The organism is Cobetia sp. 3AK, assembly GCF_029846335.1.
GTDB classification, from domain to species: Bacteria; Pseudomonadota; Gammaproteobacteria; order Pseudomonadales; family Halomonadaceae; genus Cobetia; species Cobetia marina.
The window spans coordinates 179,938-195,512 of the sequence record NZ_JARWKR010000002.1 but is presented as its reverse complement, the minus strand read 5'-3'; the positions used below and the strand labels follow the sequence as shown (position 1 = coordinate 195,512).

Sequence of the window (15,575 nt, the reverse complement as noted above, 5' to 3'; positions counted from 1 at the left end):
ACGCGGGCCGGCATGGATCGCATTGCCGCCAGCCAACCGGAAGCGGCTTCACCGACGTCATCGCGAGACACGCAGGCCCACCAAGGGCTGCGGCTCACGTTCGAGAGGTTCTGCATGAGCACATCCCCCGCCCCCCACGACACCGACACGCCACTGGCACTGTTGGGCGGCCTGAGCATCCGCGAATTCCTGCGCGACTACTGGCAGCAGAAGCCGCTGCTGATCCGCGGGGCCTTCGCAGACTTCGAGACGCCGCTGGAAGCCGATGAACTGGCCGGTCTGGCCTGTGAAGATGGCATCGAAGCCCGTCTGGTCGAGGAAAACGGCCCGGACAAGGCCTGGCAGGTCAGCCACGGCCCCTTCGATGAAGCGACCTTTGCGCGCCTCGATGCCAAGGACGACAGCCAGTGGAGCCTGCTGGTGCAGGCAGTGGACCATTACGTCCCGGACGTCGCTGCCCTCTTCGAGCCCTTCACCTTCCTGCCGCGCTGGCGCCTCGATGACATCATGATCAGCTACGCGCCCACCGGCGGCAGCGTCGGCCCGCACCTGGACAACTACGATGTCTTCCTGCTCCAGGCGCAAGGCCAGCGTCACTGGCAGCTGGGCGGCATGCACGGTGATGACGCCGAGATCATCGATGGCATCGACCTGCGCATCCTCAAGCACTTCGAGGTCACGCCGGGCGAGGATTGGGTGCTGGAGCCGGGCGACATGCTCTACGTGCCGCCGCGTCTGGCCCACCACGGCGTCAGCCAGTCCGATGACTGCATGACCATCTCGGTCGGCTTCCGTGCCCCTTCCGCCGATGAAGTCGTCACCTCCTATGCCGATTACCTGGGCGCCAGCCTGCCGGAATCGCTGCGCTACCGTGACCAGGGCATGGCACCGGTCGCCAATGCCGGCGAGCTGGACGACGCCTCGCTCGAGCGCGTACGCGAACTGTTGCTCAGCACGTTGGACAACCCGACCCAGCTGGCCCAGTGGTTCGGTCGCTACATGACCCAGCCCAAGTATCTGGAGCAGCTCGCCGCCCGTGAGCCGGCGCTCAAGACGCATGAACTGGTCGAGTATCTGGAAGATGAAGGCGTACTGGTGCGCTCGCTGGGCTCGCGCTTCGCTTTCCGTCACGGTGAGAATGACACCAGCACCCTGTTCGTCGATGGCGATGGCGTCCCCGCGACCCCGGCGCTCGCGGAAGCGCTGGCCTCCAGCGAACGCCTGACGGCGGTGTTGCTTGACTACACGACGGCCGACCTTGATCGCAAGGCCGTGGTCAGCCTGCTCACGGCACTGGTCAATCGCGGCAGTCTGATTCTGGAATGCGACCTGCAGGACGAAGAGGACGAGGAGGAAGATGACGCATGAGTGACGCCATGATCAGTCTGGAACGCGGTGACTGGCAGACCCTCGCCGATGAGGCCAGCGAGATCCGTCGCGTGGTCTTCATCGAAGAGCAGCAGGTCCCGCAGGACGAGGAATGGGACGGCCGCGACGAGCAGTGCGTCCATTTCCTGGCACGCCTTGAAGGGCGTGCCGTCGGGACCGCTCGCCTGTTGCCGGATGGCCATGTCGGTCGCGTCGCCGTGCTCTCCCAGGCACGGGGGCTGGGGCTTGGTCTGCGCCTGATGGAGGCGGCCATTCATGCCGCTCGCCAGGCGGGTCACGCAGAGGTACTGCTCGATGCCCAGATCCACGCTCTGGAATTCTATCAACGCCTGGGCTTCACGGCCTTCGGTGAGGAATTCATCGATGCCGGGATACCGCACCGCAGCATGCGCTTGATTCTCAACTGAAAAGCGACGTTTTGTCACCAGAAACCGGCTCCCTGTGGGGGCCGGTTTTTTTATGCCTTGAAATATCTTGTAGTCTGGCTACAACGTGAAACGTGACCAAGTCATCATTCCCCAGAGCCCATGAAACCTGACATGATGATGATATTGAAAATATTAAAACACTCGTTTGTCATGCGAATTATCCTCAGCGTTGAAACGGTATGAAACGGGCGTTTTAATACGACCAAGGAATGAAAGACAACGCGGTGATTCACAGCGATGCTAGGAGTCATCCCCATCACGCTGCATTGCGGCATCGCCAATCAGGAGGCCTCCCCATGCATGGCATACCCTCTGCAACGCTTGCCACATCCAGCGGGAGCGCCATGGCCAACGTCAGCAGCCATGTGTCGGGACGCAGTGCCACCAGCGGCATCACGGGGAAGCCACTGGAGGAAGCCCGGAGTGAGCTGTGGCACTCCCGAGAGATGCAGGCACGCCTCGCCAGACTGGCTCGCCCGATGATCGACCTCCTGCCCAGCGTTCCACCAGAACCGACCGCTGCACAGGCACAGACGATCTGTCATCTGAGCCGTGACAAGCGCTGGCACCTGGCAGGCAACGACTGGCAATGGCAACGATTCGATGGGACCTCGCAGCCGGCGTCGACGGGACCGGAGCCGGGATTGCGCGACGATACCTGGCAGGTGGCACGTCAGGGTGACGGACTGGCGGCTGATTCACGCCTCGCGCTACCCGGGCTTGAGCAAGCCGTGAAGGGGCTCATGATCGCCGGACGCCCCCTCCCGCTGGCCTTCTGGACGCTGGCCGCCGCGCGGCATCGCGGCGAACGCCATGCCGGGCTCGATATCGCTCACATCGGCAGTGTGCGAGAGGCGCTCTGCTGGGGGGAGCTCATCGCGCGCCTCAGAGCGCCGGATGGCCGCCCTCCCCGCGTCACGGCAAGACTTGCGAACTGCACGGTGCCAGTCCTGGAGGCCAGCCTCTACTTCCTGCAGCCCTGGCTCGAGCGTCTGACTCTGCAGCCTCATCCTGAGATGCGCGAGGGCTGCCATCAGGTACTGCTCGAGAGAACTCGCCTGACCGACACGACTTCAAGACCCACAACAACAAACGATGATCTCGCTATCCCACGATGACAATGACAAATGATGGATAGCGCTTGGCGGCGATGAGCGGCAGGCAGCCCGGAGGGTCTCACGACATTTCCGCACGCCAGTTTCTGACCAGGTCCCGCCCTGATTCACCAGATGACACGGCAACAGACTCAAGACACCACGACATGCCAGGCGCCCTCGAGGCCCTGCGACGAAGCCATCAGGAGATGCACCATGACTCAATCACGTGCCGAACAGATTGCAGCGCTGGAAAAGGACTGGGCCGAAAATGCACGTTGGGAAGGCGTGACACGCCCGTATTCCGCAGAGGATGTGGTGCGCCTGCGCGGCTCCGTCCAGGAAGCCAACACCCTGGCGACGCGTGGTGCCGAAAAGCTCTGGAAACTGGTCAATGGTGATGCCAAGAAGGGCTACGTCAACTGTCTTGGCGCCCTGACCGGTGGCCAGGCCATGCAACAGGTGAAGGCCGGTATCGAAGCCATCTACCTGTCCGGCTGGCAGGTCGCCGCTGACAACAATACCAGCGAGGCCATGTACCCGGATCAATCCCTTTACCCGGTGGATTCCGTGCCGACCGTGGTCAAGCGCATCAACAACACCTTCCGTCGCGCCGACCAGATCCAATGGCAGAAAGGGGCCAATCCGGGCGATGCCGGCTTCGTCGACTACTTCGCGCCCATCGTGGCGGATGCCGAGGCCGGCTTCGGTGGCGTACTCAACGGCTATGAGCTGATGACCGCCATGATCCGCGCGGGCGCCTCCGGCGTGCACTTCGAGGACCAGCTGGCGTCAGTCAAGAAATGTGGTCACATGGGGGGCAAGGTGCTGGTGCCGACCCAGGAAGCGGTGCAGAAGCTGGTCGCCGCGCGTCTGGCCGCTGACGTGGCCGGCGTGCCGACGCTGGTCATCGCGCGTACCGATGCCAACGCCGCTGACCTGATCACCTCTGACGTCGACGACTACGACAAGCCGTTCCTGACCGGCGAGCGCTCCGACGAAGGCTTCTATCGCGTCAATGCCGGCCTGGATCAGGCCATCGCACGCGGTCTGGCCTACGCGCCCTACGCCGACCTGATCTGGTGCGAGACGGCCAAGCCGGACCTCGAGGAAGCACGCCGCTTCGCGGAAGCGATCAAGAAGGAATACCCGGATCAGCTGCTGGCCTACAACTGCTCGCCTTCCTTCAACTGGAAGAAGAACCTCGACGACGCCACCATCGCCAAGTTCCAGCAGGAACTCTCGGACATGGGCTACAAGTACCAGTTCATCACCCTGGCCGGCATCCACAACATGTGGTTCAACATGTTCGATCTCGCCTACGACTACGCCCAGGGCGAAGGCATGAAGCACTACGTCGAGAAGGTACAGGAAGCCGAATTTGCCGCCGCCGAGAAGGGCTACACCTTCGTGGCACACCAGCAGGAAGTCGGCACCGGCTACTTCGATGACATGACCAATGTCATCCAGGGTGGCAACTCCTCCGTCACCGCCCTCACCGGCTCTACCGAGGAAGACCAGTTCTGATCCCAGCACTTCCCTGCAGACAGCAGACAACCCTCGGCGAGACAGCGACTTGACCGAGGGGCACCATCCGAAGACACGCAAGCCCGTTCACGCGGGCTTGCGTGTCTTCGTCGTTCCAGAATTCGGTGCATGGGGCGCGACGCAACAGTGGCACGGGTGCTCCCGCCCGGGATGGCGTACAGGGGAACCCGAGAATGGCGGCGTGGTCTATACTGTTAGGAAACAGTGTTCTTGCACTGTCACGGGGGGCATTGCCTCGGCCCTCGACAGCGCAACGACACGGTGGCGGCCAACGGACGTGCCAGCCAGCTTCTCTCATCCGTCGTCATCGGCCTCCACACCCCATGACCTCATCACAACCGAATGTTGCACCGCTTTCTGCGAGGAAATACACCATGAGCTTCCCGACCCACTCACAACGACGTCCTGACGCGAAACGCTCGGCACGCTGGTTGCCAGTGATCGCCATTGGCCTGCTGACACTGGGTGGCTGCGCGAACAGCGATATCTATTCCGGCAACGTCTACACCGGCGATCAGGCCAAGCGCGCGCAGTCCGTCAGCTACGGCACCATCACCTCGCTGCGCCCGGTGCAGATCCAGGCACAGGATGAAGGCAGTGGCGTGCTTGGCGGCCTGGGTGGCGCCGTCGTCGGCGGCCTGCTCGGCAGCCAGATCGGTGGCGGTTCCGGCCGCGCGATCGCGACCGCCGCCGGTGCCATCGGCGGCAGCGTCGCGGGCAAGTCGATCGCCGACAACGTCGACCAGATCGACGCCTACGAGATCGAGGTGCGTCGCGATGCTGGCGACAGCCTCATCGTCGTCCAGAAGGCCGATACCGCCTTCTCGGTTGGCCAGCGTGTCCGCCTGGTCGGCTACGGCGCCAACCTGAGCGTCGCCCCGTATTGATCCTCTTGATGGCTGGTGCCCTTGCCGGGTGCCAGCCATTCAGTGTCTTCCCTCCCTGAACGACTTCTGTTGCAGGCCTCTCTGCACTCAAGAGGCTCCTGCCGTTTTGCGGCTTTGCTTGCTGCCCTCGCCTTCCCGGTATTCATGCGCTTGCCTGGTCCCTCGCACGCGCCTGACGCTGGCGTATCGATATTTTCCTCTCTCTTTCTCTTGCCCTTGCTCTCTTTCTCTTCCTCACGCATGAGCAGCGCGCCGTACGGAGTGATCCATTGGTCATCTATTGATTAACAGGCTATGAAATCGTGATTTTTTGTGCAAAGTTATACACATGCAGCTTAACTAGACTCTGTGTACAACTTTTCGTCCCAGGAGTTGCGATGCGTCCCGTCACTGCCCGTCCTACAGATTCTCCTCAGAGTGCCCGCCAGGCGCCTTGCAGCGCGTCATCCTTGACCAGTTCCTCCCACGGACACCGCCGTTATGGTGATGAGCGTCCGTGCGCGACTATCGTCACCCGCCATGTCCCGCAGATGGCTCCCGCCTTCTCCACGCGACGGCTGGGGCTGGCGCTGATCATGCTCGGCGCGGTGGCGCTGGCCCCCATGGTGGAAGCTGACGAGGACGAGGGTGGCGTGCTGTCTCTCAAGGTCGAGAATGACCTTCTCGCCTCCGGCGATGACGGCCACTACACCAATGGGTTTGCGCTGAGCTATACCTTCGCGACACCGGATCAGCATTGGTCTCGCGCCTTCGCCGACTGGGTGCCCGGTTTCAGCGCTGCACGTCTGGATGCCACGGCCTATCGCTTCGGACAGCAGATCTATACCCCCAACGACATCACTCGCGAGCAACCAAACGAGGATGATCGCCCCTATGCGGGCTATCTGTTCGGTGGCCTTTCGCTGTTCGCCGGTGAAGAGGGAGAGGGTTGGCGACGGGTCGATACCTTCAATCTGGATCTCGGCATCGTCGGTCCCGCCTCAGGTGCCGAGAAGGCGCAGAAGGGAGTCCACGAGATCACCGGCAGTGATGACCCGCAGGGCTGGGACCATCAGCTTCACAATGAAGCCGTGGTCAATGCCGGCTGGCAGAGCCAGCTGTGGCTGCCGGCAAGCCTGGGGGGCCTGGAAATGGAGTACGGCCCCTCTGCCTCGATGGCGCTGGGCAACCTGTATACCTACGCTGGCGTGGGGGGCGGTGTGCGCATCGGCCAGGGACTGTCACGCAGCTACGGCATCCCGACCGTCGCTCCCTCCCAGAGCGGGCGTCAGTATTTCGAGCCGGATGGTGAATTCGCCTGGTATCTGTTCGCCAATCTGGAAGGCCGTGCCGTGGCGCGCAACATGCTGCTGGACGGCAACAGCTTTGAGGACAGTGACTCGGTGGACCGTCGCCCGCTGGTAGGAGATGTCCAGCTCGGCTTTGCCCTGAGCTGGCAGCGCTGGCAGCTCGCCTTCGTCAACGTCTGGCGCACGCACGAATTCGAGACCCAACAGGAAAGCGATCAGTTCGGCTCCATCACGCTCTCCACCTGGCTGTGAAGACCAGAGACCGACGGTGAGAACAGCTGTGCCAGACACACGAAGGCCGGGCAGATGCCCGGCCTTCGTGTGTCCGTGGGAGGCAACGGATCAGCGCGTCACACGCGGACTGAAGCCTCCCGGGATGATAAAGGCAGATCAGTGCATCTTGACCTTGCTCATGCCCCAGCAGATCAGCTTTCCGCCGATGAAGGCGATCAGTGCCAGCATGATCAGCGCCATCAGCATGGAAATGGGGTTGACGATGAAAGTAGCGCCCAGCACGGCAAGCGCTGCGCCCCAGACATAGCGATCACCGCTGTCGATGCTCAGGGCATCCGGCAGGATGCGCTTGACGGTGGCACCCAGCGAGCCCTCCCAACGGTTCAAGCACAGCATGAAGAGCGCGGCGAAGCTCACCAGCCAGATCAGTGTCACGGTCATCGAAATTCTCTCCTGAAAGATAGGGTCGCATGGAACATGTGATTGTCGTTTCCCGCCAGCGGCCACGGGGCAGACCTTGCGAGCGGAGCCGGTAACGAAAGGCCCGCGTCAGAATTCGCAGTCTGAACAGGCAGAGTAACGGCCCCCCGATGCCCTCGCAAGCGGACAGCACCAACCATTGTCGGTCATTGGTCATGAGACCGTGATTGGCGCCTGAAGTTGCCCTGCCTCGTATAGCGAAGCGCGGCCAGCTCCCCCTTTCTTCTCTCGTGTTCTCCTCTTTCTTCTCTCCTGTTCCTCCCCCTTTCCTTCTTCCCTCAATCTTCCCTAAAGCCCCTCTCTCCTCCATGCCCGTCGCCTTCCCGCCCTGGAAGCTCGCGCAGGCGTGTAGTCTCACCCGGGGCAACAGGCAAGAAAAAATTCGGGGACCGGGTTGAAAAGCCTCCTTCAGGGCGTCACCTAGTATTTCAAGACACGGTGACGTGGATGACATGCCCTGCAGGATGGCTGTTCAACAAGCTGCAAGCCACGCGATACGCGGGATTTTTCCTCGTAGCCCCCTGACAGCCACCTCAGGGTCACGTTACCATTGACCGTTCATATACCTATCGAAAGGCCCTCAACATGCAAATCGCCCAGAATGCCGTCGTATCCTTCCACTACACCCTCACCAACAACGAAGGTGAAGTGCTGGATAGCTCCGAAGGCCGTGAGCCGCTGGCCTACATCCACGGTGCCGGCAACATCGTTCCGGGCCTCGAGAAGGAACTCGATGGCAAGACTTCCGGCGACAAGCTGAAAGTCGCTGTCTCTCCGGAAGAAGGTTACGGTGATGTCCAGGAAGCGCTGGTGCAGGAAGTGCCGCGTGAAGCCTTCCAGGGCGTCGAAGAGATCGAAGCCGGCATGCAGTTCCAGGCACAGACCCAGGGTGGCCCGCTGATGGTCACCGTCACCAAGGTCGAAGGCGACACCGTCACTGTCGATGGTAACCACCCGCTGGCCGGTGAGACCCTGAACTTCGACGTCGAGATCACCAACGTGCGCGAAGCGTCCGCCGAAGAGCTGGAACACGGCCACGTTCACGGTGAAGGTGGCGTGGAGCACTAAGCTCCGCCCCTTCCCTCATCGGGTGGCCCTGTCGCCCGATGAGTGCTTCACACGAGAATGTGTGACGCCTGAACCTGAAGCCCCGCCACCGAATTCTCGGTCGCGGGGCTTTTTCATGTCTGAAACCAGGTTTTGAGGCCCAGTTCTGAGGCCCGGTTCTGAAGCCCGGTTCTGATGATGCTGTCTGTGATGAGGCTTCCCGGGGATTCGCTCTGCAGATCAGGCGCCGCAGCTGGGCGGCGTGGCATCACTGGAAAGGCTCAGCCCACGGAACAGCGCCGTGGCGTCGCCTCCGGCATTGTCACCGTCAGCCATCAACGCAAGCCCAGCTATCTCGTCTGGCGTGCTACCGAACAGCGCCGAGTAGTCGGCACGCAGGTCGCGTACCTCGGCGACCCACTGCCCCACCTTCTGATCACCGGACTCCACCGCCAGCAGCACGGCGCGGTCAGTGAAGGCATTGTCCCAATGACTGTCCTTCGCCTCACTGCTGGACCAGACGTAATTGATGGCCTCTACCTGCCACGGCAGGATGCCGGTCTTGTTGACCACATAGAGGCGCGCCGGGTAGTCATCCCCTTCCTTGGTCTTCTCGTTTACGCCCGGATAGATGCTGTCCACCTGCCAGCACCACTTCAGATAGGGCGTCTCCTCGAGCGAGATATCTTCCTCAAGATAGCGTGCGGAGGCCTGCCCCTGAGCACGCGCCTCGAGAGCGGGCCGGCCTTCGCGCTCCACCACGCGATACGCGGTCTGGCCTTCAAAGGTCTTCTCGCCCCAGGCGAGAATCTCGGCCGGCGTGAAGGTCTTGTCAGCCGCCAGCGCCGCAGAGGGCATCGCCGCCGCCAGCAGGCCACTGGAGGCGACTGCCGCGAGCATGGGGAGGAAGCAAGACAACTGACGGGAAGTGGTTTTCATTGGCAAGACTCCGGAGCGCTTGAACAACGCGATGAGAAAAGATGACGGGACGAGTCATCTGCAGGGCCAGGTACCGCGCTTGGCACGTATCAATCCGGGTCGGTGCCATGCTGCTCGCTTCGGTCCTGGGCCCGCAAGGTGACATACCCTCCCCATACGCGCGTCAGCGTGGTCAGGATGCATGCCGCCGCGAAGATCCACGCCAGCCACGCGAAATGCTGTGGCATCAGGCAGGCCAGCACGAAGAAGGCGATGGTCTCGGTACCCTCGGTCAGGCCATCCAGATAATAGAAGGCCTTGCGGGTGAAATTGGGGCGCTCCAGCTGGTGCTTGGCCGCCATGATGGCAAAGGCCAGAAAGCTGGATCCCGTGCCCACGAAGGCGAACAGCAACGCCACGGCCGGCATGGCATTGGTGGCCGGGTCTGCCAGTGCAAAGCCCACCACGACGGCGGCGTAGAACAGGAAATCAAGACAGATATCCAGAAAGCCGCCGGCGTCCGAGCTCAAGCCCGCATGACGCGCCAGGGCACCATCCAGCCCATCCACCACCCGATTGATCAGGATCGCGATCAGTGCCAGCCCGAATTGCCCATAGGCCAGCAGCGGCAATGCCAGCATGCCGATGACGAAGCCAGCCAACGTCAGTTGGTCAGGATGCAGACCGCGTTCCGCTGCGCTACGTGCCAGGCGTTTCAGGGGTGGCTGTACCCAGCGTGAGGTCCACTTGTCCAGCATGCTTCATCGACTCCAGAATGATTGAATGGGGAAGGTGTCAGGCGTCAGCCACGTATCGGTGCCAGCGCGCGCCCGGCAGGCACGGCTCTCGCCAGCAGGAAGATCAGCAACGGCAGACAGGCCTGCAGGCAGGCCGCGACCGCCGTCAGGCGAGGATCCGCCCCCGTGGCCAGCGCCAGCGTCTCGGTGGTCAGGGTGGGGACGCGTCCACCGCCCAGCACCACCGTCGGCACGTACTGCGCGATGCTGACCGCGAAGGCCACTGCCCAGCTGATGGCCAGAGGCCTGAGCATCAAGCGCAGCCGGATGCCGATCAGCACCTCAAGCCGCGAGCGCCCCAGCAGTCGTGCTGCCTGCTCGAGGCGCACGTCGAAGCGGGCCCAGGGGCCGGCCAGCGTCAGCCAGGCATAGGGCAAGGCGAACAGCAGGTGGCCGATCACCACCCCCACCCAGCCCGGATCCGCGCCGAGGCTCAGCCAGCCGACCTGGAAACCGAACAGGAAGCTTGCCTGAGGCAGCAGCAACGGCAGGTAGAGGCACACCACGAAGCCTCGCAGGCGACCCACCTCACGCTCACGCTCGAAGACCGCCACACTGAGCATCACCGCCAGGGTGGCGACCAGCACGGCGAGCCACAGACTGTTGCTGAAGGCCCCACCCAGTCCTGAAAGCGCCTGTTGCCAGCTTTCCAGCCCCCAGCGAGCCGGCAGCAGTGACGGGAAGAACCAGCTTCTGGCCAGCGACTGAACGGCGATCACGGCAAAGGCCAGCAGCGAGACTGCCGTCACCGTGCCGAGCAGGACGCGGATCACGCGCCCGCGCTGCCCCTTGCGTACCGCCGCCCGAGGTGCAGGGTTGTCGAGCACCCAGTCACGATGGCGATTCAACAGATAACGTCCCACAGCGGCACCCAGCGCCATCACCACGATGACCAGCAGTGCCAGCAGGAGTGCCCCGACACTGGCCGGTAGACGTGAGCTCGGGTCACTGTCACGCCACAGTTCGACCAGACGCACCGCCAGGGTCGGCGTACGTGTCGGCCCCAGTACCTGAGCGACATCCACCACCGCCAGCGAATAGGCCAGCACGGCACCGATGGGCAGGGCGATGGCCCGCATCACCTGCGGCATCAGAATTCGCCAGCGCAGCTGGGGGATGCTGTAGCCGAGCGCCTGGCCCGCCTGCAGTTGCGCGGTGACCGGCAGACGCGAGAGCGCCGTCTGGGCCATCAGCATCAGAAACGGCGCTTCCTTGAGTGCCAGTCCCAGCGCCAGCGTGATGCCATGGGCGTCCGGCAGAGGGTATTGCGGGGGGACCAGCACCTCGAAGGGTGCCAGCAGCAGTCGCATCAGCACGCCGCTGGGAGCGGCCAGCCACAAGAGCCCCAGAGCCAGCGCCAGATGCGGCATCGCCAGCACCGGTGCCAGCAGACGTTCGAGGCGCTCGCCGAAACGGGTACCGGCGGCCGCGGCCAGCCAGCCCATGGTCAGCAGTACCGCCAGCAGCGTGCCGCCGATCCCGCTGACCAGGGTCAGACGCAGTCCGTCGGCCAGTCCCGGCAAGGCCCACCAGCGCTGCCAGGCGATCGCCGAGACCTCCTCGAAGCCAAGCGCCGGCCACAGCCCGAAGGCCGGTGCGACCAGTCCTGCCAGCCCCAGCGCCGTGGGGCCGAGCAACAACAGCAATACCGCCCAGCGCAGCAGGCGAGCCGGTGTCAATGCCAGGCGACCCGCCGGGCGCTCAGCGCGCCAGCGCTCGGCAAGCCACTGCGTCAGTTGCGATAGCGTCGCGCCCACTCGGCCTCCAGTGCATCGGTCCAACTGGGATGCGGCTCGCTCAGCGGCGTGCCCAGCGCTTCGGGCGACATGCCACCCGCAAGCTCCGGCAAGGCGTCGAAGGCAGCGCGCTGTGCCGCCGGCAGGCGCGTCACGTCCAGCACCGTCTCGTCACCCCAGCGTGAGGGGTCCGCCTTGGCAGCCTGTGCCTCGGCGGACATCAACTGATTGACCCACACCAATGCGGCCGCCTTGTGAGGCGCACTGGCCGGAATCGCTAGATAGTGCACATTGCCGAGAGTGCCGCCGTCATGGATATACGGCTCAATGGTCGGTGGCAGCCGCCCTTCCTGACGGGCATTGGCCACTTCCTGGGGCACGAAGCTCAGCGCGATCCAGACACTGCGCTGAGCCAGCAGTTTCATCTGCTCCTCGGCGCCGGCTGGCTGTCGCTCGCCCTGCGCCCACATCAGCGGATGCAGTGCATCGAGATAGTCCCACAGCGGTGCGGTCACCTCAGCGAACAGAGCATCACTCGCCACGGGAGATGCCAGCAGCTCACGCTGCTCACCCGGCATCAACTCAAGCAACGCCTGCTTGAGAAAGGTGGTGCCATGAAAGCTCGGTGGCTGCGGATAGGTCACGCGCCCGGGGTTGGCCTTCGCCACGTCCAGCAGCGCCCGCATCGAGCGTGGCGGCGATTCCAGCAAGGCACTGTCGTACATGAAGATCAGCTGGGCACGCCCCCATGGCGCCTCCATTCCCTCGGTGGCGAGCCCGAAGTCACGCGCACCGATCTCCTCGAGCAGATACTCGCTGTTGGGCAGGCGTTCGACGAAGGGGCCCCACACCAGCTCGGCCTGCTTGAGCGCGCGGAAGTTCTCGCCGTTGATCCAGATGACATCGATACTGCCATCACTGCGTCCCGCCGCCTTCTCGGCCAGCAAGGTCGAGACACTCTCGGCGGTATCGGCAATCTTGACGTGACGCACCTCGATACCGTGCTCACGTGCCGCGATCTCTGCCTGGGCGCGCAGATAGGCGTTGGTGGCTTCACTTCCGCCCCAGGCGTGGAAGTCGATGCGCTGACCGCGTGCCTTGTCGGCGATCACGTCCCACTCCAGTGCAGCCAGCATCGGCACTGCCCGCCCCTTGGCGGCATCGGCGGCATACGCCAGTGATGTGGCCCAGGGCATGGCACTCATGCCGGCCATCAACACCAGTGACCCACCCATCAATGCCAGTGCGCGACGTCGCCCCGGCAGACATGTCGTAGCCATGGAGGTTTCTCCTGATAGCAAGATGCCGCGACCCTGAACGAGCAGGTTCGCGGCATGGGAAAGGATCAGTGCTTGTCGACCGTCACGGGAGTAGTGACATCATCCGCCTGGCGTGTCTTGGTCGGCTCGAAGCGTCCATTGCGGCGCCAGGTGAAGTAACGATCCAGCACCTTGAGCACGCCTTCCGGCTTGTGGGCGTTCTTCCACATGCCTGCTGCCGCCTTGTTGGCCTCGGACAGTGTCGGATACGGATGGATGGTGGACAGGATCTTGTTGAGACCGATGCCATGCTTCATCGCCATGGTGAATTCCGCCAGCCATTCCCCCGCATAGGCACCGACCAGTGTCACGCCCAGGATACGATCGCGTCCCTTCTCGGTGAGCACCTTGACGAAGCCTTCCGTCGCACGCTCGGCCAGGGCACGGTCACTCTCGCCCATCTCGTAATGGGTCACTTCATAGTCATAGCCCTGGGCCTTGGCTTCGGTCTCGTTGAGGCCGACCCGCGCCACTTCCGGCTCGGTGTAGGTGACCATCGGCATGATGCGGTAATCGACCTTGAAGGTCTTCAATCCGCCGAACAGTGCATTGACCGCGGCGTGCCATGCCTGATGACCTGCCGCATGGGTGAACTGATAGGGGCCAGCGACATCGCCACACGCCCAGATGTTCGGCTGCAGCGTCTGCAGCGACTCGGAGACATCGATGGTGCCGCGCTCGGAGACCGCGATGCCCAGCTCTTCCAGACCGAAGCCTTCGACGTTGGCTTCGCGCCCGATGGCCACCAGCAGCTCATCGAACTCGATCCAGCTCTCCTCGCCGTCGGGAGAACTCACGACCAGATGGCGCATCGGCTGACTGTCCTTGTCCTTGAGCACCTCGATGCGCGTGGCGGTGGAATTGATGCGCAGGTCGACGCCCTCACCGTCCAGCTGCTCGTGCATCAGCGCGCTGACTTCCTCGTCTTCACGCGGCATCACCCGCGGGGCACCCTCGATGATGGTGACGTGACTGCCCAGGCGCGCGAAGCTCTGCCCCAGCTCCATGCCGATCGGGCCGGAGCCCAGCACCACCAGACGCTTGGGCTGCACCCTGAGATCCCACAGATTGTCAGAGGTCAGCGGCGTAATCAGCTCGATACCGGGGATCGCAGGAACACGCGGGCGGGCACCGGTGGCGATCACCACGTTGCGCGTGGTCAGCACGCGACCATCGACTTCCACTTCCCAGGGCGTCCTGAGTCTGGCATTGCCGGTGTGGACTTCCACGCCCAGACTCTCGTAACGCTCGATGCTGTCATGCGGTTCGACACTCTCGACCACGTCCTGCACATGCCCCATCACCTTGGCGAAGTCGATTTCCGGCTCATTGGCGGTGATCCCGAAGCGCTGGGACTGACGAATCTCATGAGCCGCACGCCCGGCACGAATCAGCGCCTTGGAGGGGACGCAGCCGGTGTTGAGGCAGTCACCGCCCATCTTGTGACGCTCGATCAGCGCGACACGCGCATTCACGGCGGAGGCGATATAGCTGGTCACCAGCCCGGCGGAACCGGCACCGATGACGACCATGTCGTAGTCAAAGGTCTTCGGCTTGTCGAAGGCCGCCTGCTGCTTGCGCTTGCGCAGCACGCCGACGATCTTCTTGGCGATCAACGGGAAGAGGCCCAGCGCGATGAAGGAGGCGATCAGCCCCGGCGAGAGGATGCCGGACAGCGACTCCAGCTGACCCAGCTCGCGACCGGCATTCACGTAGATGGCGGTACCGGCGAGCATGCCCAGCTGGCTTGCCACATAGAAGGTGACCACACGCATGCGGGTCAGGCCCATCACCAGATTGACGATGAAGAACGGGAAGACCGGCACCAGACGCAGCGTGAACAGATAGAAGCCGCCTTCACGCTCGACCCCGCGATTCAGGGATTCCAGCTGACGACGGAAGCGCTTCTCGATGCTTTCGCGCAACAGCGTGCGGGAGATGAGGAAGGCCAGGGTGGCACCGATGGTACTGGCGAAGGAGATCAACAACAGACCCCAGCCAAACCCGAACAGGGCGCCGCCCAGCAGGGTGAGCAATGCCGCACCCGGCAGCGAGAGTGCCGCCATCGCCACGTAGACAACGAAGAAGGTACCCGCGACCTTGAACGGCGATTCCTCGAAGAGTGCCTGAAATTCCGACTGACTGGCCTTGAGGCTCTGCAGAGTGAAGTAGTCCTGTGCCCCACTGGCAAAGAAGACCACGATGGCAGCGACGATGGCGCCCAGAAGCAGTAACTTGCGTTTATTCACTGGCGATTTCCTTTTCGATTCCTGCCGTCATGGGCATGTCATTGGGATGTACCGTGTCCTTACGAGACGCGTTGCTGACTGGATGCACTCATCAGGTCATGATGACGCGAACGACCTCATCATGATCACGGTAACAGTACCGTTTCATTCGACATCTTCG

The 15,575-nt window shown here is 63.1% G+C and carries 13 protein-coding genes; 7 read left to right on the top strand and 6 right to left on the bottom strand.

Translation table 11 applies throughout. The annotated features are described in order from the left end of the window. The first annotated feature begins 114 nt into the window (after positions 1-114). The 6 genes from QD228_RS03330 (at position 115) to QD228_RS03305 (ending at position 6,887) form a co-directional block, all read left to right on the top strand. On the top strand, positions 115-1,368 hold the full coding sequence (locus QD228_RS03330) for a cupin domain-containing protein (protein WP_176493510.1): 1,254 nt from the start codon (positions 115-117) through the stop codon (positions 1,366-1,368). Next, positions 1,365-1,796 (top strand): GNAT family N-acetyltransferase, encoded by a 432-nt coding sequence (locus QD228_RS03325; RefSeq protein ID WP_077375356.1) that lies wholly within the window; start codon positions 1,365-1,367, stop codon positions 1,794-1,796. Before QD228_RS03330 ends, QD228_RS03325 begins: the two co-directional genes overlap by 4 nt. Before the next feature lie 365 nt (positions 1,797-2,161). Then, positions 2,162-2,935, top strand: coding sequence for a hypothetical protein (locus QD228_RS03320; protein WP_279874411.1), 774 nt, complete (start codon positions 2,162-2,164; stop codon positions 2,933-2,935). A 192-nt stretch (positions 2,936-3,127) separates the two neighbouring features. Then, positions 3,128-4,438 (top strand): isocitrate lyase, encoded by a 1,311-nt coding sequence (aceA, locus tag QD228_RS03315; RefSeq protein WP_077375362.1) that lies wholly within the window; start codon positions 3,128-3,130, stop codon positions 4,436-4,438. A gap of 395 nt (positions 4,439-4,833) precedes the next feature. Further along, a complete protein-coding gene (locus tag QD228_RS03310; RefSeq protein ID WP_077375365.1) occupies positions 4,834-5,346 on the top strand; it encodes a glycine zipper 2TM domain-containing protein in 513 nt (170 codons plus the stop codon). Between the two features lie 449 nt (positions 5,347-5,795). After that, positions 5,796-6,887, top strand: a complete 1,092-nt coding sequence (locus QD228_RS03305) for a lipid A deacylase LpxR family protein (protein ID WP_279874409.1) — start codon at positions 5,796-5,798, stop codon at positions 6,885-6,887. 138 nt (positions 6,888-7,025) lie between these two features. Here QD228_RS03305 and QD228_RS03300 read toward each other — a convergent pair whose 3' ends face one another. Continuing rightward, complete coding sequence (locus QD228_RS03300) at positions 7,026-7,310, bottom strand: hypothetical protein (protein ID WP_077375371.1); 285 nt, start codon at positions 7,308-7,310, stop codon at positions 7,026-7,028. A 624-nt stretch (positions 7,311-7,934) separates the two neighbouring features. Between QD228_RS03300 and QD228_RS03295 the strand changes: the two genes are divergently transcribed. Further along, a complete protein-coding gene (locus QD228_RS03295) occupies positions 7,935-8,417 on the top strand; it encodes a peptidylprolyl isomerase (protein WP_065392558.1) in 483 nt (160 codons plus the stop codon). Positions 8,418-8,636: 219 nt separating this feature from the next. Here QD228_RS03295 and QD228_RS03290 read toward each other — a convergent pair whose 3' ends face one another. The 5 genes from QD228_RS03290 to QD228_RS03270 all read right to left on the bottom strand — a co-directional run bounded on the left by QD228_RS03290 (position 8,637) and on the right by QD228_RS03270 (position 15,415). Further along, complete coding sequence (locus tag QD228_RS03290) at positions 8,637-9,335, bottom strand: DUF3047 domain-containing protein (RefSeq protein WP_279874407.1); 699 nt, start codon at positions 9,333-9,335, stop codon at positions 8,637-8,639. An 89-nt stretch (positions 9,336-9,424) separates the two neighbouring features. Beyond that, entirely contained in the window at positions 9,425-10,072 is a 648-nt protein-coding gene (locus tag QD228_RS03285; protein ID WP_279874405.1) for a CDP-alcohol phosphatidyltransferase family protein, read from the bottom strand. A gap of 44 nt (positions 10,073-10,116) precedes the next feature. Continuing rightward, positions 10,117-11,868 (bottom strand): hypothetical protein, encoded by a 1,752-nt coding sequence (locus QD228_RS03280; RefSeq protein ID WP_279874403.1) that lies wholly within the window; start codon positions 11,866-11,868, stop codon positions 10,117-10,119. Continuing rightward, positions 11,844-13,127, bottom strand: coding sequence for an ABC transporter substrate-binding protein (locus QD228_RS03275; RefSeq protein WP_279874401.1), 1,284 nt, complete (start codon positions 13,125-13,127; stop codon positions 11,844-11,846). The genes QD228_RS03280 and QD228_RS03275 overlap by 25 nt, the downstream gene beginning before the upstream one ends. A 65-nt stretch (positions 13,128-13,192) precedes the next feature. Next, entirely contained in the window at positions 13,193-15,415 is a 2,223-nt protein-coding gene (locus QD228_RS03270) for an FAD-dependent oxidoreductase (RefSeq protein ID WP_279874399.1), read from the bottom strand. Between the last annotated feature and the right edge of the window lie 160 nt (positions 15,416-15,575).